This is a genomic window from Nocardia sp. XZ_19_369 (genome assembly GCF_015355715.1).
Lineage (GTDB): Bacteria > Actinomycetota > Actinomycetes > Mycobacteriales > Mycobacteriaceae > Nocardia.
The window spans coordinates 107,456-127,975 of the sequence record NZ_JACVED010000010.1; the positions used below are offsets into that span (position 1 = coordinate 107,456).

Sequence of the window (20,520 nt, forward strand, 5' to 3'; positions counted from 1 at the left end):
CCGCTGAAGACTGGGTTTCATCACCAATGCAGCACCAATGACAAGGAGCTGGACATGTCCGGAGTCCGTACCCTCGACACCTACCGGCTGCTCGGCCGCTCCGGTCTTCGGGTGTCTCCGTTGTCCCTCGGCACGATGACCTTCGGCGCCGACTGGGGTTGGGGCGCCGATAAGGACGAGGCCCGCAAGATCTTCGACGCCTATCTCGACCGTGGCGGAAACTTCATCGACACGGCAAGCCAGTACACCAACGGCACCTCCGAGCAACTTCTCGGCGAATTCACCGCGGACAATCGTGAAAGCCTGGTGCTGGCAACGAAATACACCATGCTGCGTCGCCCGGGTGACCCCAATTCCGGTGGGAACCACCGCAAGTCGATGTTCGCCTCGGTCGAGGCGAGCCTGCGCAAGCTGAAGACCGACTACATCGATCTGCTCTACTTGCACGCCTGGGACTTCATGACCCCCGTCGACGAAATCCTGCGTGGCATGGACGATCTCGTGCGTTCGGGCAAGGTGCTCTACGTCGGCATCTCCGATGCGCCGGCCTGGCAGGTGGCCCGCATGCAGACCATCGCCGACCTACGTGGCTGGTCACCGCTGATCGCGTTGCAGATCGAATACAGCCTGATCGAGCGCACCGTCGAACGCGACCTCATCCCGATGGCCCGCGAGCTCGGCCTCGGCGTGATTCCGTGGTCGCCGCTCGGTAGCGGCGTGCTCACCGGCAAGTACACCCGCGAGGACCTCGATCATCAAAGCGAGGGTGCGGTCGAGGGCACGCGCAAGAACGTCGCGGCCGCGCAGGGCGCGCTCACCGAGCGTTCGCTGTCCATCGCCGACGTGGTCAAGGATGTCGCCACCGAGCTCGGCAAGACGCCCGCGCAGGTCGCGCTGGCCTGGACGCTGCGCAATCCCGGCGTGACCTCGCCCATCATCGGGGCTCGCACCGCCGCCCAGCTGGAGGACAACCTCGGCGCGCTCGATGTCGAATTCGACCCCGCGCAGCTGGCTCGGCTCGAGCAGGCCAGCGCCATCGAACTCGGTTTCCCGCACGACATGCTGGCGCGGCCGATGACCCGCGGCGTCGTCTCCGGCGACCTGAAGATCGAAGCCCGCGCCTGAGCAATCGGTGCACGCGGCGGTGCGGGCATGGCTTGCGCCGCCGCGGGTGGCTGTCCTATGCTCGGCGCCGCGACATCCTGTCGCCGTAAGCGTTCACGTCAACCAACGCACCGGCCCCGCCGATCCGGCGGTGCCGTTGCCTGACGAACACTTACGGAGCGACCGATGAACTCTCGCAACACTTTTGGCAAGCTGCCCGCCCGGTATTCCGCGGTGATTCTGCCGATGCTGCTGTCCATTCTGATGACCTGCATCGTGTCCCTGATCAGCACGCTGATGAGCGACGGTCTGGCGGTCGGCGTCTGGTTGCGGTCCTGGGCGGTGTCCTGGCCCATCGCCTTTCCGACGCTGCTGCTGGTGTTGCCGCTCGTCCGCAAAGTCACGGCCGCCCTGGTGCAACCGCCGCAGCAGGCTTGACGCTCACTTTCCGGCAGTGCGATGAAATTCTGTGGTTCGGGTCGTCAGTACCGGTGACGACACCGAACCGGAGGAACACAGTGGACCGAGATCAGATCCAGGCGTGGGTAACGGCCGAAAGACTCTCGCTGGCCGACTTCTTCGACGACCTCGACGAGCCCGAATGGCAAGTGGAATCACTGTGTTCCGGCTGGAACGTGCATCAGGTGCTGGCCCACGTCTCGCTGTCCAGCAAGGTCAGCCTGTGGGAAACGCTGGTGGGGGTCGTCAAGGCGCGTGGCGATTGGGATGGGATGACCGACAAGCTGGCTCGTGATCGCGCTGACCGGTTCACGCCCGCCGAGTTGATCGCGCAGGTGCGTGAGTCGGCCGGATCGACGCACCGGGCTCCCGGGGCGAGTCCGATAGATCCGTTGGTGGACATGATGATTCATGGACAGGACGTTGCGCGACCGCTCGGCCGGGTGCGGGAGATGCCCATCGAGCAGGCGTGCGCGGCGCTCGAACATGTGCGGAACAATATTTTCTACGGTTCGCGTAAGCGGCTGCGTGGGATTCGGTTGGTTGCCACCGACGTGGAATGGGCGGGTGGCGATGGGCCCGAGGAGATTCGGGGGCCGATCAGTGATCTGTTGCTTGTCGCGACGGGGCGGAAGGCGGGGCTTGCGGCGTTGATCGGGCCGGGGGTCCAGCGGGTTACTGCCGCTATGTGAGAAGGTCGATGCTGTTGCCGCGCAGCGCATTAACGCCGCCGCCCAGGAAATTACTGCCGCCACTCCGAGTGTCACTGTCGCTGCATCGGGCGCCCCTCGCCACCATCGGGTATTAGGTTGCAGGACAGCACACTCGGCATATGTGGCACGCAGCCGGCATGGATGGCACCCACCGCCGCCGTGCTCGACCACCAATGGAGTCGAAGTCGCGAGCCTGGTAGAAGCGGATGGCTTCGGGCACGCTCGACCGTGCGGTGGTCAGTTGACGCAGGGGATGGTGTCGCCGGTGATGGTGGTGGCGACCGGTGCACCGACATCCGGTGTGGGCGTTGCGGTTCCGGCGAGCGGGTCGGTGGTCGGCAGCGTGGGCGGGCGGGTCGATTTGAACAGCGCGACGGAGGGATCCGGGTCGCCGAACGCGGCGCGGACCTCGCGGCGGATGGCTGTCGGGTCGATGATGTTGACGTCCTGACCGTCGATGGTGTCGTAGCGCAGCACCGGCAGGGTACGGAATTCGACGGCCGGGCTCTCGGACGAGCCGAGAGTGCGCAGGAAGTCGGTGATGTTCCAGCCGTCGGACAGCACGATATTGCGGTGGGCGACGTCCATCAGCGCGGACAGCTTGCCGACATCGGTGAACGTGCCCGCCTTGCGCAGATCGAGGGCCACCGAGGTGAGGAAGGCCTGCTGGCGGTGGGTCCGATCGAGGTCGCCGTTCTCCAGGCCGTGCCGCTGCCGGACGAACGCCAGGGATTGCGCCGGGTCGAGCCGCTGCCTGCCCGCCGGGAAGTCGGCGCCGGAGTAGTAGCTGTCGTTCACCGGTTTGTTGAGGCAGACGTCGACTCCGCCCAACGCCTTGGCCAAGTCGTAGAAACCCGCCAGGGTGACCTCGCCGAAGCGATCGATCGGCACGCCGGTCAGGTCGCGCACTGCCTGCACGATCGAGGCTCGCCCTGCCTCGCGTCCCGCACGCTCGAGGGCCCTGCTGTCGGTCACGCCCTGACTGATCAGCTGATCCTGCACGGCCGCTTTCTTCAGACCGTAGGCTTCCTTGATCTTTACGTTGGTGTAGCCGGGGATGCCGGAGACCTTGACGTAGTCGTCACGCGGAATCGACACGGCGACAATCTTTTTCATATCCGCGGGGATGTGCACCAGGATCAAGGTGTTCGCGTTGTATCCGCCCTCTTCGCCGTCGCCCGCGTGCAGCTGGTCCAGGATTTCCTTCGGCAGGTCGTTCCCGGCCTGATCCTTGCGGGTGTCCAGGCCGATCAGCAGCACGTTGGTGTCGCCGGCCAGCGACCGCGGTGCATCCACACCCAATGCCGCCGACCTGGTGAATCCGCGATCGAACCGGCCCTCGGTCGCCCATCCGACTGCGGTGCCCGCGAGCACCGCCATCGACACACCACCGGCCAGTACCTTCAGCGCGGTTCGCCCCGCTCGGCGTTCCGGACGACGATGCGCGCCACCGTGCGGCCGACCGCGCCGTAGGCGGCCCCGCCGGGAATCATCGACCGGAAAGACCGGTGCTGTTCGTTCGTCCATAACCGATTCCAGTTTGACACGAACGATTAGCCGACAAATGGCTCGATTCTTGGTGAAACCGCTGGCCAGAACGTCGCAGGCGGACTCGAGGCCGCCTCGGCGGTGCCGATCCGAGACCGGACGAACCTCATCTGACGTTGCGATCTGAGATTACAGCCGCGCCCGGATGGCTGCCGTCTTTCGCTCGGCAGCTCGCCCGATCCAACTGATTGAGTTCTCGCCCACATGTGCCACAGCACACATCCAGCATCCCGATTTTCTCGGCCGACCTGCTCGTCGAACTCTCTTACTCGACTGCCAGCCGACCGAGGCCAGTGATGGTGGCAGGTGGTGGGATCAGCCTGCGGCGTGGAGGTCGAGGATTTGAGTGAGGGCGTGTTCGAGGGCGTAGTTGGCGTCCGCAGCGCCGCCTTTGACGTCGGCGTTCAGGGCCGCGACCACCTGGAGGGCGGAGCCGATGGTGGTGGGAGTCCAGTTGCGGGCCTGCGCCTGGGCCTTCTTGACTTTCCAGGGTGGCATGCCCAGTTGCTGGGCGAGTTTGAACGGGTCGCCGCGGCCTGCGGAGCCGACGCGGGCGATGGTGTGCACGGAGTCGGCGAGGGCGTCCGCGAGCAGAACGTGGGGGACGCCGCGGTCGTTGGCCCAGCGCAGCGCCTCCATCGCGCCGGGGCGGTCACCGGCGACGGCGAGCTCGGCCACGTCGAAACCGGAGACCTCCGCCTTGCCCGAGTAATAGCGATGCACGGCGGCCACATCGATCTTGCCGCCGGTGTCGGAGACCAACTGTGAACAGGCCGCGGCGAGCTCGCGCAGTTCGGATCCGACGGACTCCAGCATCGCCTGCACCACGTCGCCCGCGACGCGTACTCCGGCGTTGCGGAATTCACCGCGCACGAACTCCACCCGCTCGGCCGCCTTGGTCACCTTCGCGCATTCGTGCACCACCGCACCGGCTTTCTGCAGCGCGGGCACCAAGGCCTTGGCCCGTCCGCCACCCGAATGCAGCACCACCAGCACTACGCCCTCGGGCGGATCACCGGCCGCAGCGGTGATCACCGCGACCGCGTCTTTGCCCGCCTCTGCTGCCGACTCCAGGATGATCACCCGGTCCTCGGCGAACAGCGACGGACTCAACAGCTCCGCCAATTCCGCCGTGCTGGCGTCACCCGCCCGCATCCGATCGACCGGCACCGCATCGGCATCCGGCGCGAGCGCACGCACCTGCGCGGTCACCTCCGCCACCGCCCGCTCGACCAGCAGCTCCTCGTCCCCCAACATAAGGTGCAGTGCAGGACGCTCGGTCATGACATCACCTCGCCGACGCTCGCCTCCGCCACACGCATACGCGCGCCGGTTCGATGGTCCTCTCGCTGACGCTCGCTGCGCTCGGTCACGGCAGCGATCCTACGGTCCCCCACCGACACCCCCACCCCGCAGGTTCCGCGTGTTCTCGTCACGGCGACCCGTCGAAGCGCTGCGCAGCTTTCCACGTGGCGAGGCCGTCGCGGATCGCGCGGGACTTCCGCAGAAGACGCCCGGGATTCGCCGCAACGGCCGCTTCCACCATCCGAGCATGCTGATCGAACTCCCCGCGCAGCAGCTTCTCCTCGATCGCCCGCGTGACGAACACCGTCAAGGTGACTCCATCGTCCTCGGCGGCCAGCTCCGCTGCCGCGAGCAGCTCGGTAGGTAGCCGCATGTTCACGGGTTCTGTCACGCTTCCAAATCTATCGAGGCCCGCACCTGACATGTGCCGGTTTGCCTTGCGGCACAGGAAGCTCATCGCGATGTCACCATCCGAAACTCCGGCCCTTCGCCCATGATCAGCACGTCTCCTCGCTGGTCTGTACGCACCACATTTGCGCCGACGGCAGATAACTCCGTGAGGACTCCGGGGTTCGGATGTCCGAAGGTGTTCTCGGTGCCGACGCTGATCACGGTCAGCCGCGGTCGTACCGCGGCGAGGAATTCCGCTGTGGTGGTTCGGGATCCGTGGTGTGGGAGCTTCAGGATGTCTGCCTGTAGGGAGATGCCGGTTTGCAGTAGTGCGCGTTGCGCGGGGGCTTCGATGTCTCCGGTGAGCAGGATGCGTCCCGCTGCCGTGGTTGCCGTTAGGACGACAGAGCGGTCGTTGGCTTCTTCGGCTTCGGCGCCGGGGGTCGGTCGTAGTCCATCCATCGCAGGGGCGAGGACCTCTAATTCGACTGTGCCGAACCGGAATAGCTGGCCGGCCGACAACTCCATCACTGGGATGTCCGCATCCTTAGCGACACCCACCACGTGCGCAAGCCCTTCGCCGTGCCCGCTCCGCTGCGCCGCTTTGCTCGACAATGGCTGGCGATCAGCCGACGCCGAGCGAGCATCTCCGGTGATCGACGTACCGCGGGTACCCGGTTGCACCGCACCGAGTTCATGCACCCCCACCGCCACGGCGGCCACGGCACGTCCGTCCAGCGCGCCGTTGATACCGCCGATGTGGTCGGCGTGAGGATGCGTCAGCACGAGGAGCGCGATCCGCGATATGTGCAAGCGGTCCAAGCAGTTTCGGATCGGCCGTGGCTCCGGCCCGACATCGATCACCACCGCGGTGCCGTCACCGACCGACAGCGCGAGTCCATCACCTTGACCGACATCGCAGGCGGCCAGCACCCAGCCCGACGGTGGCCAGCCGGGATGCCAGATTCGCACCGGGATCAGCACCACTGCCACGCCGAACGCCACGGTCAGGAGCACTCTGCGGATGGCGGCGAATCGCAAGGCGACGACGACCGCGGCGACCGCTACGAGGGCGATGATTCCGCCGAAGACTCCACCCGGCACCCCGATGGAGGCGCCGGGCACGTCGGCCGCGCGTTCGGCGACGAACAGCAGCCACCACATCGGCGGTGCGGCGCAGCGCAGTACGAGTTCAGCCAGCGGCGACCAAATGCAGGACAGCACCGCGCCGAGCGCCCCGATGATCGTTATCGGCGCGATAACGGGCGCCACCAGCACATTCGCGAGAATCGCGACCAAGCTGAGCTGCCCGTCCAGTGCGACCATGAGCGGCGTGGTGACAACGAAAGCACCCGCCGCCACCGCGACGATCTCTGCAGGGACGCGCCGCCAACCCCGCGCTCGCAGCCAGTCGGCCCAGCTCGGTGCCAGCAGGATCAACCCGGCGGTCGCGCACACCGACAAGGCGAAGCCGACCGAAACCGCGAGCGCCGGCCATATGGCGAGCAGCCCGATGACCGCCGCGCACAACGCGGGCAGTGCCTGCTTTCGACGTCCGGTTACCAAGGCCAGCAGGGTGATTGCGCCCATCGCTCCGGCGCGCAGCACACTCGGATCGGGCCGCGCGATGATCACGAACAGCACCAGCGCCGCGCCCGCGACGAGCGCTCCGGTGCGCGGACCGAGGGTCAGCACCCGCACTACCAGCAGCACCGCGCCGAGCAGAATGGTGAAATTGGCACCGCTGACCACACATAGATGACCCAAACCGGCGACATCGAACTCTTCACGAAGCTCGTCGGGCAGTGCGGAGGTGTCTCCGTCGACCAGCGCGGGTAGCAACCCGGCCGGTTCCGCGGGCAGTGCCCGGGCTGTCGTGGTCGCGAAATCCGTACGGATCGAATGGGCTACGCGTTGCCACCACGGCAAGGCGCCGACAACCTGCGGTGGCCCCTGGGCCAGCAGCGTCGCCACCGTGAGATCACGAATCCGTGGTCGATCGACTCGCGCCTGGAACTCGACCGCCTGTCCGGGCAGCAGCTCCGCCCACACCTCGCCCGACGCCAGCACCACCACCGCGCCACCGGATCGCACCGTCGTCGCGCCGAGCCGGTACTCGACCAGACCTGCCCGCACAACCCACCGGCTGCCTCCGAATGAACTGCCGCGCAACGGCTTCGGATCGTCGCTGGGCGTCACCACCACCCGCAGCGAAACCCCCGCCACGGCCCGCAATGGATGCGTGGCCACCCGATGTTCCCGCCACGCCGCGGCCACCGCGAACCCGCCCGCCAGCAGCACCGCGGCCAACGCCACCACCGCAACGGACCGGTGCCGCTCCCCCGGATGCGCCATCGCCGACAGCAGCAGCACCCACAGCCCGATCGCCAGCGCGACCAACGCCACCGCGAGCCACAGCCCGGCCACCCACCCGGCCGTCACCGCCACAATCGTTGCGCCCCAACAACACAACGCCGCGGGCAACAGCCGAGCGTCGAGCACCTGCGCCTCGCCATCGGCGTCATCCCGTTCTGCGTCCTGCCCGCGCCCGCCGGGCATTTGCCGCTCACTCCGGTCCACCGAGCTCATACCTTCACCAGCTCGCGCAGCCGGGACAGACGTGCGGGACCGATACCGTCGACCTGACCGAGCTGGGCGACGTCGGTGAAGCGTCCATGCGTGGTGCGCCAGGTGACGATGGCCTTGGCGGTGACCGGGCCGATGCCGGGGAGTGCGTCGAGTTCGGATTCTGTCGCGGTGTTGAGGTCCACCCGGCCCGATGGTGTGGATGGCTGCGTGGATCCGGAGGGGTCGGCCGAAGGGCGGGCACCCGAGTTGATGGTCGCGCTGCCGAGTTGCGGCGGGCCGGGGTTCGGGCCGGGTGGGCCGACGAGTACCTGGTCGCCGTCGAGCAGTCGCTGGGCCAGGTTGAGTCCGGCGAGGTCGGCGCCGTCTTGGGCACCACCTGCCGCCGCGAGGGCGTCGGCGACCCGGGATCCGGCGGGCAGCCGCACCAGACCGGTGCGCTGCACCAAACCGACGACACTGACTACCAATTCGGCGCCTGCCGACCCTGGTTCGGCAGGCGCCGGTGCGGCACCTGGCGCGGCGGCCGCACTCCGCGGCACCGCACCCGACAAGCGCGCTACGGCGGGGTCCGCGGTTGTCCGCACCGCGGGCACCGGTAGCACGGGGCTCGCCACGGGCCGTTCGCGAAATATCACCACGGCGGCTATTGCCATCGCCACCACGCCGACCAGTAGCAGCGTGCACATCCCCCGGCGTCCCGGATCCAGCCGCATGCCCCGAAATCGCTCCGGCACAATCCGATCCCGCCATCCGGTGGAGACGGGTTCCTCCAGCCACCCTGGCGAACGCACCTCACCATCGCCCTCCTCGTCATCGGACGGCAGCTCTGCCAGATCCCACCGTCCGGGACGCGCGATATCGTCATGCGCCGATTCGCCGAGCCCACCCGCCATCCGGGGCACCGCGGGCAGCGCACTCGCCAACTGCGCGCGGCGACCGCCGAGGGGTTGCGCGGCCTCGGCCGCGCCCGCGATTCCCGTCCGGCTGGCGCCGACGCGGCAGGTCAGTGCGCTCATCCGGCGCCGGATCCGTTCGCGTTCGTCCTGTCGTGGCATGGGGGCGACGGTAGTTCCGGGTGGCACCGAAAGATCGTGGCCGACCAGGTAATTCGCCCGCCCTGTTGACAACTGCTGGGGTGTGCACAACTCGCCGACGGCACGCAGATCGGTCGGGCGTGGCGCTGCGCGAAGTGCAAACTTGGCCCGTGATCCGATTCCGTTTCGGCTTGGCGCCGTGGGACCGAGTCGGGCCGTGGGGAGATCGGTCCCGGACTCTGCACTGGTTCACGCTCACCGAAGGCTGGTACTACATCGACCTCGGCGACCACCACCTACTCCGCTTCTCCGACCGCACGACCGAGTTACTGCGCACCCAATCCGGACGACACCAGACTGCACACGACTGCTACGTCGAGTACTACGTCGCCCGCCTGTGGGAGGACGTCCTCACGCTGCTCCCGAACGCACTGGAGCCGGTGCCGAACGACCTGGTCGACTTCATCGCCGCCGAAGCCACGGACTGGTCCTGGGCGGACACCCCGGAGGTCGACGCCGCGTCGACCTGGTACGGCGACCGCACCCTCGACACCGGCTATCTGTGGTTCGGCCCGCACCTGCGCTGGTGGCGAACCGTCGACGGCAGCGCCGACACCGTCACCGTCGCCTGGCACTACCCGGCGGATCCGGAGAGCGAAATCGAGTTCACCGGACCGTCGACCGGCCGGGTCAGTGTCCCGACCGACGAATTCCGCACCGCCGTAATCGAATTCGACCGCACCCTGCTCGCCGCGATGGCAGCGCGCCTGCGCGAATTCGAAAGCTCCGGCCCGCCACCAGGTATCGAGATCGACCCGGCCCAGTTGGCCTACGAACAACGCGACCGAGCGCGCTGGCTCTCCCGAGCCCTCGACCGCAGACCCGACACGGACTGGTCGGCCGTCCGCGCCGGTGTCCACACCCTTCGTCAATCCGCCACCGCAGCACGCTGACCCCAGCCAGGCCAGGTTCCCAGCACGCCGACCCGGCAAGACCCGTGAGCGGCACATCACGGAGACCCCTTCTCGCACTTCGCCGCAGCCATGTACCACTCCCCGATCCGCCGGGCACCGTACGGGACATGACGGTAGCCCGACCCGGCGTGTCGGCACCCCTATGTCCCGTTCGGCGCAACGACCGCTAGGTGCAGCCGCCGGGGAGGACCAGGACGCCTACTGCGCCGACGCCGAGGTGGATGCCCAGGGCGGGGCCGAATTCGGCGACGATTAGTTCGCGGATGCCGGGGACGAGGTCTCGGAGTTGGGCGGCGACGGTCTGCGCCGCGTCTTCGGCGCCGAGGTGTTGTACGGCCACGGCGGCACCGTCCTCGCCCGCCGCATCGACCGCTGCCGCAACAAGTTTCGCGAACGCCTTGGACCGAGTGCGGACCTTCTCCCGAAGTTCCAGCCGCCCCTCGACGATCTGCAACAGCGGCTTGGTAACCAGCTCGCTGCCGAAAAACGCGGCGGCAGAACTCAATCGGCCACCGCGGCGCAACTGTTCGGTGCGGTTCACCAGAATGAACGTCCGCGCGCGACTCGACGCCGCAACGGCCGTGTCGTACACGACATCCAGCGAAGCCCCGCCCTGCGCCCGGCGCGCGGCGGCCAGCACCGGCAGCCCGGTGGCCAGGCCCGCGCCGAGCGAATCGACGAGTCGGACCCGGTGGGCGGCGTCCATATCGCGAACGGCCTGCCGCCCCGCCTCCCACGTTCCGGAGAGCTGACGCGAAATATGCACCGCGACAACACCATCGCCGCCGCTGAGCTCCCAGGCCTGTTCGTAGACGGCGCGCAGCTCACCGGGCGACGCCGCCGAGGTGGTCACCGTGTCGGAGCTGTAATCGATGTCGATGGGGTCGACGCCCTCGCGGATCGCGCGGTCACCGATCAGCACATGCAGTGGTACGACGGCGATATCGAGCTCGGCGGCGAGTTCGGCAGGGAGGCTGGCGGACGAATCTGTCACGACCACGACGGCCACGGACTACCGAACCTCCTGCAAGGTCTTCACCATCGCGTTGGCCACGGCCGTATGCCCGGCCCAGCCCCAGTGGATGCCGTCCGGATTCGCGTCACCGGAGAAGATGTTGTCGCGCACCGCTTCACCGAGATCGACCAGCGGCACCGAGGTCCGCGCCGACCATGCCCGCAGCGCCTTGACGGCGGGCTCCCGCCCGGAATGCACGCGACCGTAGGCCTCGCAGTTGTGCACCGACGGCAGTACCGCGACGAACGGCAGGTCGGGCCGCAAGTGCGCCAACGCTTCCCGCGACTGCTCCAGATAGTCGACGCTCACCTTCGGCGGAAGCGCCACGGGGCGACCGAGTTTCGACAGCTTGGGCTGCAACCAGGTATAGGTGGCCCGGACTCGGCGGCGCAGCGCAGGCGGCCGCACGTAGCGGATCAGTTCACGCAGCGCGGTCGGCAGCGGCGAGGGCAGCGAGTCCATGCCGCCGACCGCGAACACCACGGCACCCGCGCGCGGCACGGCGGCCCACACCCGAGGATCACCGATCAACGCCCAGTAGGCATCCCGGCAGGTCCAGCCGATCCGCCCGACCACCTCGACATCCCAATCCAGCTCGGCCCCAACAAGGTTCGGCCAGATCCGCGGATGGTCTGCAGGCAGCCCGCCCTTGGGCCCGAAGTAGGACAACGAATCCGCGATCACCAGCAGCACGGGCCGCGCTGTCGCCGCCACCTCGGACGAGGCGACAGCGTCGGCAGCAGCGCCGACCGACTCGCCCTCCGACGCGGGATCGACGGTGGCGGATTCCGTAGTTGCCGAACCCGAGTCTGCCGACGTGGAGGCGACTGCCGCAGCGGACGCTCCCGCACGGGGAGCCGCCGCCGAACCGACTGCTGCGCTGAGCGGTTCACGAGCGGCGTCCGGCTCCGCAACCAGAGCCGAGGCGACAGCGTCGGCAGCAGCGGCGACCGACTCGCCCTCCGACGCGGGATCGACGGTGGCGGATTCCGCAGTAGCCGCGCCCGAGTCGGCCGAGGCACCGGACGCTCCCGCATCGGCAGTCGCCGCCGAACCGACTGCTGCGCTGAGCGGTTCATGAGAGGCACTCGGCTCCGCAACCAGCACCGAGGCCTCTACAACACCCGCAGCGGCTGCGTCCGAGACGGTTTCGTCGCCTGCAGACGGAGTCGCCGACGAAGCAACCTCGGCTACCGACTCCGGCGGCGGCGGATCAACCGAGCTGGCGGGCGCGGAACCCTCGGGTTCCCCGGGCGCCTCACCCTCGTCCGTGCCCGACTCAGCGGCTTCGGGCTCCACCGCCGGGGGTACCGGGGGCGGGCCGAACAGCGCGTCCGGGATCGAACGTTCCGGTTTGGCCGACGCCTTACGGAACAGTTCGTCCGGCACCTGCCGAATCGGGTCTTCAGAGGACATCCGGGGCCACCTTCGCCGATGCGTTCCACACGTCAAGGCGCCAGCCGGGCTGGTCGATGCTCGGACCGTGACTGCTGAGCTGCACCCAGCTGGTGTTGGCCAGTCCACCGAGGACGGGCCAGTTCGCTGGCGGCAGATCGAGCAGCGCGGCCGTGAGGCCGGCGATCAGCCCGCCGTGCGCCACCAGGATGATAGTCCGGCCGGGCCAGTCCTGCCGTTCGACGAGCAGTTCTCGCACCACCGGCAGTGACCGCGCGCCGACCTCGAGTTTGCTCTCCCCGTTCGGCGGCCGGAAGGTGGCGTCGAGCCGCCAGGCCTTGCGTGCGCCGGGGTAGTCGGCGTCGACCTCGAGGTGGGTGAGCCCCTCCCAGTCGCCGAGATCGGTTTCCCGCAGTCGCGGATCGGGCACCACGTCGAGCGAGGTGTGATCGGCGAGTGCGGAGGCGGTTTCGAAGGCGCGGCGCAGATCCGAGGAGATGATGGCGATCGCATTGCGCGAAACCAGTTCGCGCGCGGCTTCTTTGGCCTGACGACGGCCGAGTTCGGTGAGATCGGTGTCGATCTGACCCTGCATCCGGTCGGCGGCATTCCATTCGGTCTGCCCGTGGCGCAGCAGGATCAGGGTGCGCACGCCGGCGTACTTACTCACGGTCGCGCCTTTCTGACGCTGGACGCTGACTTACCGACGACTCGCTCGCTCACTCGGCATCGCTCTCCGCGTCACCGTTCACCGCCGCGGCCCGCGCCTCGGGTGTGCCGAGTCCGTCCACCGGCACCACTGGGCAGTCCTTCCACAACCGTTCCAGCGCATAGAAATTGCGCTCCTCGTTGTGCTGGACGTGCACCACGACGTCGACATAGTCGAGCAGCGCCCAGCGCCCCTCGCGCGTCCCCTCGCGCCGGACCGGCTTGTGGCCGGCATCGCGCAGCTTGTCCTCGATGTTGTCCACGATGGCGTTCACCTGGCGCTCGTTCGGCGCGGACGCGATGACGAAACAGTCGGTGATCACCAACTGCTCGGACACATCGAGCACCACCACGTCGAGTGCCAGCTTCTCGTCCGCCGCCAGGGCCGCGATCTGCGCGATCTCCACCGACTCCACAGACGCACTCATGCTTGCCCCCCGCTACGCTCGCTCACTCAGCTACCTTCCGCTCCTGCGGGCACATAGAGGTGCCGCTTGGATATGTACTGCACCACGCCATCGGGGACGAGGTACCACACCGGCCGATTCTCGGCGGCGCGGCGACGGCATTCGCTCGACGAGATCGCCAGCGCCGGGATTTCGACCATGGTCACCGCATCGGCCGGAAGATCACGCAGATGTTCCTCGAGATGATCGGTATTCAGCTCGTACCCCGGACGGCTCACCCCGACAAACCTCGCCAGTTCGAACAGTTCGGCCCAATCCTGCCATGTCAGGATGTTGGCCAGCGCATCCGCTCCGGTGATGAAGTACAGCTCGGCGTCGGGATGCTTGCTGCGCATCTCCCGCAGCGTGTCGACGGTGTAGGTGACCTTGCCCCGGTCGATGTCCGCGCGACTGACCGAGAATCGGGGGTTCGAGGCGGTCGCGATCACGGTCATCAGGTAGCGGTCCTCCGCCGGACTGACCTGTTTATCCGCCTTCTGCCAGGGCTGACCGGTGGGGACGAAGATCACTTCGTCGAGCTCGAACCGATTCGCGACCTCGCTGGCGGCGACCAGGTGGCCGTGGTGGATGGGGTCGAAGGTGCCGCCCATCACGCCCAGTTTGCGGCCGCGCCGACCTGTCTCTTGCATGAGTGCCGAGCTTAACCGGTCTGTTCCCCGCGGCCGGGAGCGGCAAGCTACTCCCCGGCCACCCAGTCCCCGTCCTCGGCGTCCAGCATTTCCCCCAGCTCCCGGCGCGCCCTGGCGAGTTCCTCGGCGATCTCGTTGCTCGACGAGCCGCCGTCCAGTTCGGTCAACTCGGCGATCAGCGCCTCCATCGCGGCGAACCACGGTCGGCCCGGCCCCGCCGTGGTCCCCCACAACTGCAACCAAGCCGCAGACCGCACGCACCGGGCCCGCGACACCACGTCCCCGAGTTCGCCGAACAGTTCGGCCGCCCGCCGATACGCGGCCACCGCCGCCGCGTCGTGATCGGAGTAGTCCAGCGCGGCCGCCGCCGACATGGCGAGTTGGGCGTGCAGTGCGCGACGTTCGGGATCGTGCTCCACCAGCTGAGCGCCGAGAGCGAACTGCCGGGCGGCGGCGTCGTATCGGTGCAGGGCGTTCAGCGATTCGCCGAACTGGGCACGAACCGTGGCCAGCTCGGCGGGTGGATAAGGAACCCCGTCCGCCGCCAAAGCCTCCTCGAAGAGCGCGACAGCCTCGCCGTGCCGCCGACCGCGATGGAAGGCACGCGCCGCGATCACGGTGTGGTGCAGCAGGTCCGGTTCGGACAAACCCTCCCACCGAGCGGCCGCGCGCACCGCCGCGTCCGCCAGATCGAGCTCGCGATCCGGTTGTCCGGCGATCGCGATGACCAATTGCGAGCTGACTCGCGCCAGGTGTTCCGCGGGCAGCACACCGGACCCGATCGTCAACGCCTCGCGCAGTCGAGCCTCGGCCTGTTCCGGGGCATCGGCCAGCCGGGCGGCACCGAGCTCCGCCAACCGCTGCGCTTCGCTTCGCCTGTCCGCTTCGGCGGTGACGTCCGCAGCCCAGTCACCGGAACTCGGGACCGCAGTTCGGCTCACACCAGTGGCAGCACTGCCGGCCACCGCGGAGCCCGAGGCTGGAGCAACGCCAGGAGCAGTGCCAACCGTCAACGCCGCACCGCTTCCAGCACTACCCGCCGACGAAACGGCGCCACCTGCCCTGGGGCCTTCGCCACCTGCCGCAGTGTCGACATCGACCGAACCGACGCCGCCCGCCGGGGAGCTACCGGCGCGAGCCGCCCCATCCGCAGCGGACGCACCCGCCGGAATGGCCGTACCCGCCGAGCCGGCAACGCTCAAAGAACCGGCATCGCTCGTCGCAATGCCATCGCCCGGCAGCACGGCGCTGTCCGGACCCGAACCGCCCTCGATGCCGCCACCCTCTGCCGAGGCGCCCCCGCCTGTCCAACCCCGCCCGCTGGCCGCATCGGGCGTCACGGCGGCACCATCCGCAGCGCGACAACCTGCCGCCGACGTCCCCGGCAACCGATTGCGCAGTCCGAGCGGAAGTCGTTCCAGCAATGGCTGTCTCGCCAACCGAGCGGTGACGCCGGTACTCACCGCAGCATTCCCGTTACGGATGTCGTACCGCGCACACAACCCAGCGATCTCCGTATCCAGTTCCGCCAGTAGCGAATTCACCGTAACGCCTGCGATCGGCACATAACCGAGGCCGAGCGTGTCGAGCCGGCGCAGCAGCACGCACACACCGGTGATGAACGCGAGCCTGGCACCGGCATCCGCACCAGGATCGGTGAGCCAGCGAGCGTGCTCAGCCAGAATCTCCAGACCGCGTCCTTCATTGCCGGTCAGCGCACAGAACTCGATATGCAACGCGACCGACGGCCGAAGGCTGTCGTTGTGCCGGACCAGCGGATATCCCGTCAGATGCGCGCCGCGCGCGTCGGCGACCCGTCCGGTGCGCAGCAACGGAAGCAGTGCCTGCGCCAATACTCGGTGCGGCTCCTCCGCACAGACCCGATCGCCATCGATGACCGGCTGCCAGTGCGCGAGCGCGCCGACATCGTCGCCCAATGCCGCACGGCCGGTGCCCCATTCGTTGCGCTCGCACGCATCGCAGTCCGACATGCCGTCACGCGGCGCCGCCATCGCCTCCTCGTGCAGCAGCGCACCGTGCTCGGCATCGCCCAGCTTCCTGGCCAGTTCGGCACGCAGCGCGAGCACCGGGCGCAGGCTGTAACCGCGCTGGCGGTAACGGTTTTCGAGCTCGTCGAACCACCGATAGACCGTCGTCGGCGGCACCGCCGGATTGTCGATCAGCCCCCAGGTCATCCACTTGAGGTACCAGTGCACCGAATGCGTCAGCGAGCCGAGCTCGGCGGGGAACTCGTCGTAGATCCGCAGCAGCCTGCCGTAGGCGACCGGCGCCAGGTCGCGCTCGCCCGCATAGGTGTAGGACTCGGCGAGCTCGAGCAGCACCCGCCCTTCGAGGTGCCGGTCGGTAGCAGACTTCGCCGCTGCCGCAAGCATTTCCAGCCGCTCGACGCGTAGTCGGCCGTGCGGCAACGAGTAGACCTGCGCGAGCGCCTCATTGATCTCGGCGGTATCCACCTGTCACTCCGTCTCTTCGCCGGTGCCCGCGGCACGTTGCGTCGCCCAGCTGAGGAATTCGCCGAAGGCGCGATTGAGCAGCGCCGTGTCGGCCGCCCGCAGCGGGCGGTGGGTCATCAGCAGGGCCTGCCCGTACAGCGATTCCACGGCCGTCTTCAGGAAGGCCGGATCGCCGATCCTGGCCAGCCTGCGCACGACCGGGCTGTGGTGGTTCAGTACGAGCTGGGCACGCGGCGCCGCGGCGTCCAGCGCGCCGAGGATCTCGGTCCACAGTTCGTCCGCGCCCAGCGCCGTCTCGGTCCTGGTGCGTTCGTTGCGCGCGCCGCGGTCGTCCAGATACAGCGCGGGCACCGAAACAGGGTGGAAGGCACGGACTATCACGTCGCACGACAGCGGATCCAGCACCGCGCGGGCGATGGACAGTACCGGCGTCAACGCCAGCTCCTCGGCCGGATCGATCGGGTCGAGCGCGGCCGTGATGGCGTCGGTGTCGAGGTCGATCACCTCGACGCCGGGCAGCAGCCGCGGCAGCAACGCCACCAGCTCACGGTCATAGGCGTAGCCGCCGTTGACGATCCCGATGCCCTGTGCGGCAGCGGTCGAGGCCACCTGGCGGAACTCCTCCACGGACGCGGTCACCCGGACGACCGAGTGTTTGCGTGCGAACTCGGTCAGCGGCAGTGGACCGTCGGTGGTCTCGAAATTCAAGTGCGGCAACATAATCCGGAACAGCTCCGGCGAATGCCGGGCCATTGCCTTGACCCCGAGGGCATGCACCGCGAGGAACGCGGCCAGCCGCTGCGGCTGTTCGGCCGCGATCTCGGTGAGCCAGTCGCGCACTCGATCGCCGAGCACCTCACGGATGATGGCGAGCCGTTCGTCCTCGTAGAGCCCCTCCCGGGAGGCCGTCGGCCGCAACGAGTCGGTGTCGATCACACAGCGCACGAAGAATGCCCAGTCCGGCAGCACGCCGCGCACCGCGTCGCCGAGCAGCATGCCCTTCAGGTACACCCGGTGCGCGCTGCTCTCGGCCGGATTGCCCGGCTGCGCAAGCACATACGCGACGCCGCTCACGCCCGCCAGTTCCGCGTCCAAGTCGATGACATCGAGCGGCGCGAAGCCGAGGACGCGCTCACCGAATTCGAGCAATGCGGCGCGGCGCTCGACGACGGACGGATATTCACGATGCCACACCGCCGGTCCATCGGTGACCGGCACGATGACGCCGTCGGACTCGACCGTCACCGCATACGGCAGCAATGACCCGTACTCACGGGCGAGTTCGATCACCCGGCGCGGGCCGAACCACGACTCCGCGCCGACCCGTGGCGTCAGGTGCACCGTGGTGCCGGGCTCGGGATATTCCGCCGGTTCCAGCAACCGCACCGAGTAGGTGCCGTCCGCGGCGGCCAGCCACTCGACCGGCGCGGCCGCGGGATCGTCGGCGGAGCGGGTGACCACCCGGATCGTCTCGGCCACGGTGAAGCAGGCCAGCAGGCCGATGCCGAACTGCCCGAGGAATTCACGCCGCGCGCCCTCGATGTCGTCCCGCTTCGACGACCGCCCGATGGTTGCCAGGAAGCGGTGCACGTCCGCCTCGGTCAGCCCGATCCCCGGATCGGCGATCCGCAGACCGGTCTCGTCGAGGCAGATCCGAATCGCGGTGGGCGCCAACCGGTCCCGCCCGGCGCGCGCGGTGACGGCATCGACGGCGTTCTGCAACAGTTCACGCAGATACACCCGAGGACTTGAGTACAGGTGGTGAGACAGTAAGTCGACGATCCCCCGCAGATCCACCTGGAACGTATAGCTGTCCTCCACCGCCGCCACACCATTGGGCGCTCTCTCCACCATGGTGGGCAATCCTTGCCGCACCGCCCAATGGTTCGCTTAACGAACGCTGATGGTCTCGACTGGCGAGCTGCTGAAAGCCGTCAGCCGGTCGGCCGCTTGGACTTCGGCAGCTTGCGCACGATCGCGTCATAGGACTGATCGACCAGCTCCCGCAGCTCATCACCCGGCACCGCACCGCCGAGCGTGATCACATTCCAGCCGTAGCGCCCGATATACGCCGAGGCCGCCACATCGTTCGGATACACCCGGGTCAGCTCGTCGGCCTCCTCCCGGCTGCGGCCACACTTGAGCCCCACCGAGGTGTCCCCGAGAAACGCGAAGATCTTGTCCCCGACCTTGGCGACCACGTCGCCTTCCCACGGCTCGTCCTGCCACGCGCCGGGTTTCGCCAGGCAGTACTCGAGCAGTCGCGCACCATCCATGTCAGCTCCTACACCGGTAGCAACATCGACACCACGGCCGTCAGCTGGCTGGCCGAGCGGCATTCGTGCATCTCGATCACCTGTTGGTATTTGTCGGCGGCGGAATCGCCGGAACCCCAGTTGGTGCGCATCTCCGGATTGAGCCAGTGCGCGTGCTTGGCGGTACACACCAGTCCCCGCAGGGTTTCCAGTTCGGGGTCACGGTAATTGGTGCGCGCGTCGCCGAGGATCAGCAGCGAGCTGCGGGCGGTGACGGCATCCGGGAAGTCTCTGGCGAAGCCGGCCAGCGCGTTACCGTAGTCGGAGTGCCCGTCCATCCCGACGACCCTGGCCTCGGTGAAGATCCGGTTCATCGCCTTGTCCAGCTGCGTGCGCGGATCGAAGAACCGGGTGACCTCGTCGGTCTGGTCGACGAACGCGAAAATCCTTACCCGCGAGAACTGTTCGCGCAGCGCGCTGACCAGCAACAGGGTGAAGTTGCTGAACCCGGCGACCGAGCCGGACACGTCGCACAGCAGAACCAGCTCCGGACGACCGGGCCGCGGCTTGCGGTTCACCAGATCAATGGGCACACCGCCGGTCGACATCGACTTCCGCAGCGTCTTGCGCATATCGATCTCGCCGCGACGGGAATGCCTGCGCCGCACCGCGAGTCGCGAGGCGAGGATGCGGGCGAGGCGCTGGGTGCTGCGCCGCATCTCGATCAGCTCGGATTCCGAGGCACGCAGGAAGTCGACGTCCTCGGACTGGCGCGGGACGCCGTAGCTGGCGACCCGCTCACGCCCGATCCGCTCGGCCACCCGCCGCCGCGTCTCCGCCTCCACAGACGCCCGGAACGCGTCGATCCGGCCGCGCGCGGCCCGCCGGGCGATCTCGGTGTCGAACGCGCTGGTATCCGGCCCGACCGCGAGGCCGGCCAGGATCTTGGCCAGCAAGGTCTGTGGCTGAACGTCTTTCAACGCCTGATACGCCGAGAACGAGGCCCCACTCGCGGACGTGTACTGACCGAGCTGCTCGACCAACTGGGCGGCCAGCGCCTCGAGCTGTGCCTCGGCCGATTCCTGGGTCAACAGCTCGGCGAGCAGTTCCCGCAGCGCGGCGAAGTCCACTTCACCGGTCGGCGTCCGGGGAATCTCGACCTCGTCGCGGGCACCGCTGCGCTCCCCGATCGCGATCGGAAACCACAGGTCGAACAGTCGATCGAAGGTCGCACGATGGGTGGTCCGGCGCAGCAACGAGCACGCGAGCCCCTCGCGCAGCACCTCCCGATCGAGCAGGTCGAGCACGGTCACCACCCGGCCCGCGTCCACGGTTTCCGAGGGGCCCACCGGAATGCCGCGTTCGCGCAGCGCTTCGACGAACCCGACGAGGTGACCGGGCAGCCCGTGCGGTGAAGTCAGGTCCACGTCGGGCGCGGGCTGCGAGCGCGCGGGCATGGCC

At 68.2% G+C, this 20,520-nt stretch carries 18 protein-coding genes; 4 read left to right on the forward strand and 14 right to left on the reverse strand.

What is annotated here, in order from left to right; all coding sequences use genetic code 11:
• Window positions 1-54: 54 nt before the first annotated feature.
• The 3 genes from IBX18_RS33380 (at window position 55) to IBX18_RS33390 (ending at window position 2,255) form a co-directional block, all read left to right on the forward strand.
• The gene (locus IBX18_RS33380) at window positions 55-1,125 is read left to right on the forward strand and encodes an aldo/keto reductase (protein WP_194837475.1); all 1,071 of its coding nucleotides are present in this window, start codon (window positions 55-57) and stop codon (window positions 1,123-1,125) included.
• A gap of 165 nt (window positions 1,126-1,290) precedes the next feature.
• Window positions 1,291-1,542, forward strand: coding sequence for a DUF2798 domain-containing protein (locus IBX18_RS33385; protein ID WP_107654851.1), 252 nt, complete (start codon window positions 1,291-1,293; stop codon window positions 1,540-1,542).
• Window positions 1,543-1,622: 80 nt separating this feature from the next.
• Window positions 1,623-2,255, forward strand: a complete 633-nt coding sequence (locus tag IBX18_RS33390) for a maleylpyruvate isomerase family mycothiol-dependent enzyme (RefSeq protein ID WP_194837476.1) — start codon at window positions 1,623-1,625, stop codon at window positions 2,253-2,255.
• A gap of 258 nt (window positions 2,256-2,513) precedes the next feature.
• Here IBX18_RS33390 and IBX18_RS33395 read toward each other — a convergent pair whose 3' ends face one another.
• The 5 genes from IBX18_RS33395 to IBX18_RS33415 all read right to left on the reverse strand — a co-directional run bounded on the left by IBX18_RS33395 (window position 2,514) and on the right by IBX18_RS33415 (window position 9,001).
• Window positions 2,514-3,803 carry an LCP family protein gene (locus IBX18_RS33395; protein WP_194837477.1) on the reverse strand — a complete coding sequence of 430 codons (1,290 nt, stop codon included), beginning with the start codon at window positions 3,801-3,803 and terminating at the stop codon, window positions 2,514-2,516.
• A 336-nt stretch (window positions 3,804-4,139) separates the two neighbouring features.
• The gene (gene holA, locus IBX18_RS33400; protein WP_194837478.1) at window positions 4,140-5,108 is read right to left on the reverse strand and encodes a DNA polymerase III subunit delta; all 969 of its coding nucleotides are present in this window, start codon (window positions 5,106-5,108) and stop codon (window positions 4,140-4,142) included.
• A 148-nt stretch (window positions 5,109-5,256) separates the two neighbouring features.
• The gene (locus IBX18_RS33405) at window positions 5,257-5,520 is read right to left on the reverse strand and encodes a hypothetical protein (RefSeq protein ID WP_194837479.1); all 264 of its coding nucleotides are present in this window, start codon (window positions 5,518-5,520) and stop codon (window positions 5,257-5,259) included.
• Between the two features lie 62 nt (window positions 5,521-5,582).
• A complete protein-coding gene (locus tag IBX18_RS33410; protein WP_228542179.1) occupies window positions 5,583-8,108 on the reverse strand; it encodes a ComEC/Rec2 family competence protein in 2,526 nt (841 codons plus the stop codon).
• Window positions 8,105-9,001 carry a ComEA family DNA-binding protein gene (locus IBX18_RS33415; RefSeq protein WP_228542229.1) on the reverse strand — a complete coding sequence of 299 codons (897 nt, stop codon included), beginning with the start codon at window positions 8,999-9,001 and terminating at the stop codon, window positions 8,105-8,107. Before IBX18_RS33415 ends, IBX18_RS33410 begins: the two co-directional genes overlap by 4 nt.
• Before the next feature lie 311 nt (window positions 9,002-9,312).
• Between IBX18_RS33415 and IBX18_RS33420 the strand changes: the two genes are divergently transcribed.
• Window positions 9,313-10,095, forward strand: coding sequence for a DUF5984 family protein (locus IBX18_RS33420; RefSeq protein WP_194837481.1), 783 nt, complete (start codon window positions 9,313-9,315; stop codon window positions 10,093-10,095).
• Window positions 10,096-10,282: 187 nt separating this feature from the next.
• Here IBX18_RS33420 and IBX18_RS33425 read toward each other — a convergent pair whose 3' ends face one another.
• The 9 genes from IBX18_RS33425 to IBX18_RS33465 form a co-directional block, all read right to left on the reverse strand.
• Window positions 10,283-11,125: a DegV family protein gene (locus tag IBX18_RS33425; protein ID WP_194837482.1), complete on the reverse strand. Its 843-nt coding sequence runs from the start codon at window positions 11,123-11,125 to the stop codon at window positions 10,283-10,285.
• A gap of 3 nt (window positions 11,126-11,128) precedes the next feature.
• The gene (gene octT, locus IBX18_RS43260) at window positions 11,129-11,845 is read right to left on the reverse strand and encodes a diglucosylglycerate octanoyltransferase (RefSeq protein ID WP_194837683.1); all 717 of its coding nucleotides are present in this window, start codon (window positions 11,843-11,845) and stop codon (window positions 11,129-11,131) included.
• Between the two features lie 691 nt (window positions 11,846-12,536).
• Complete coding sequence (locus IBX18_RS33435; RefSeq protein ID WP_107654842.1) at window positions 12,537-13,196, reverse strand: histidine phosphatase family protein; 660 nt, start codon at window positions 13,194-13,196, stop codon at window positions 12,537-12,539.
• Between the two features lie 49 nt (window positions 13,197-13,245).
• On the reverse strand, window positions 13,246-13,662 hold the full coding sequence (rsfS, locus tag IBX18_RS33440) for a ribosome silencing factor (RefSeq protein ID WP_107654841.1): 417 nt from the start codon (window positions 13,660-13,662) through the stop codon (window positions 13,246-13,248).
• Window positions 13,663-13,688: 26 nt separating this feature from the next.
• A complete protein-coding gene (gene nadD / locus IBX18_RS33445; protein WP_107654840.1) occupies window positions 13,689-14,330 on the reverse strand; it encodes a nicotinate-nucleotide adenylyltransferase in 642 nt (213 codons plus the stop codon).
• A 47-nt stretch (window positions 14,331-14,377) separates the two neighbouring features.
• On the reverse strand, window positions 14,378-16,804 hold the full coding sequence (locus tag IBX18_RS33450; protein ID WP_194837483.1) for a hypothetical protein: 2,427 nt from the start codon (window positions 16,802-16,804) through the stop codon (window positions 14,378-14,380).
• A gap of 3 nt (window positions 16,805-16,807) precedes the next feature.
• Window positions 16,808-18,658: an HSP90 family protein gene (locus IBX18_RS33455; protein ID WP_194837484.1), complete on the reverse strand. Its 1,851-nt coding sequence runs from the start codon at window positions 18,656-18,658 to the stop codon at window positions 16,808-16,810.
• Between the two features lie 80 nt (window positions 18,659-18,738).
• Window positions 18,739-19,080, reverse strand: coding sequence for an MmcQ/YjbR family DNA-binding protein (locus tag IBX18_RS33460; protein ID WP_194837485.1), 342 nt, complete (start codon window positions 19,078-19,080; stop codon window positions 18,739-18,741).
• A gap of 8 nt (window positions 19,081-19,088) precedes the next feature.
• Entirely contained in the window at window positions 19,089-20,516 is a 1,428-nt protein-coding gene (locus tag IBX18_RS33465; RefSeq protein WP_194837486.1) for a VWA domain-containing protein, read from the reverse strand.
• Window positions 20,517-20,520: the final 4 nt, after the last annotated feature.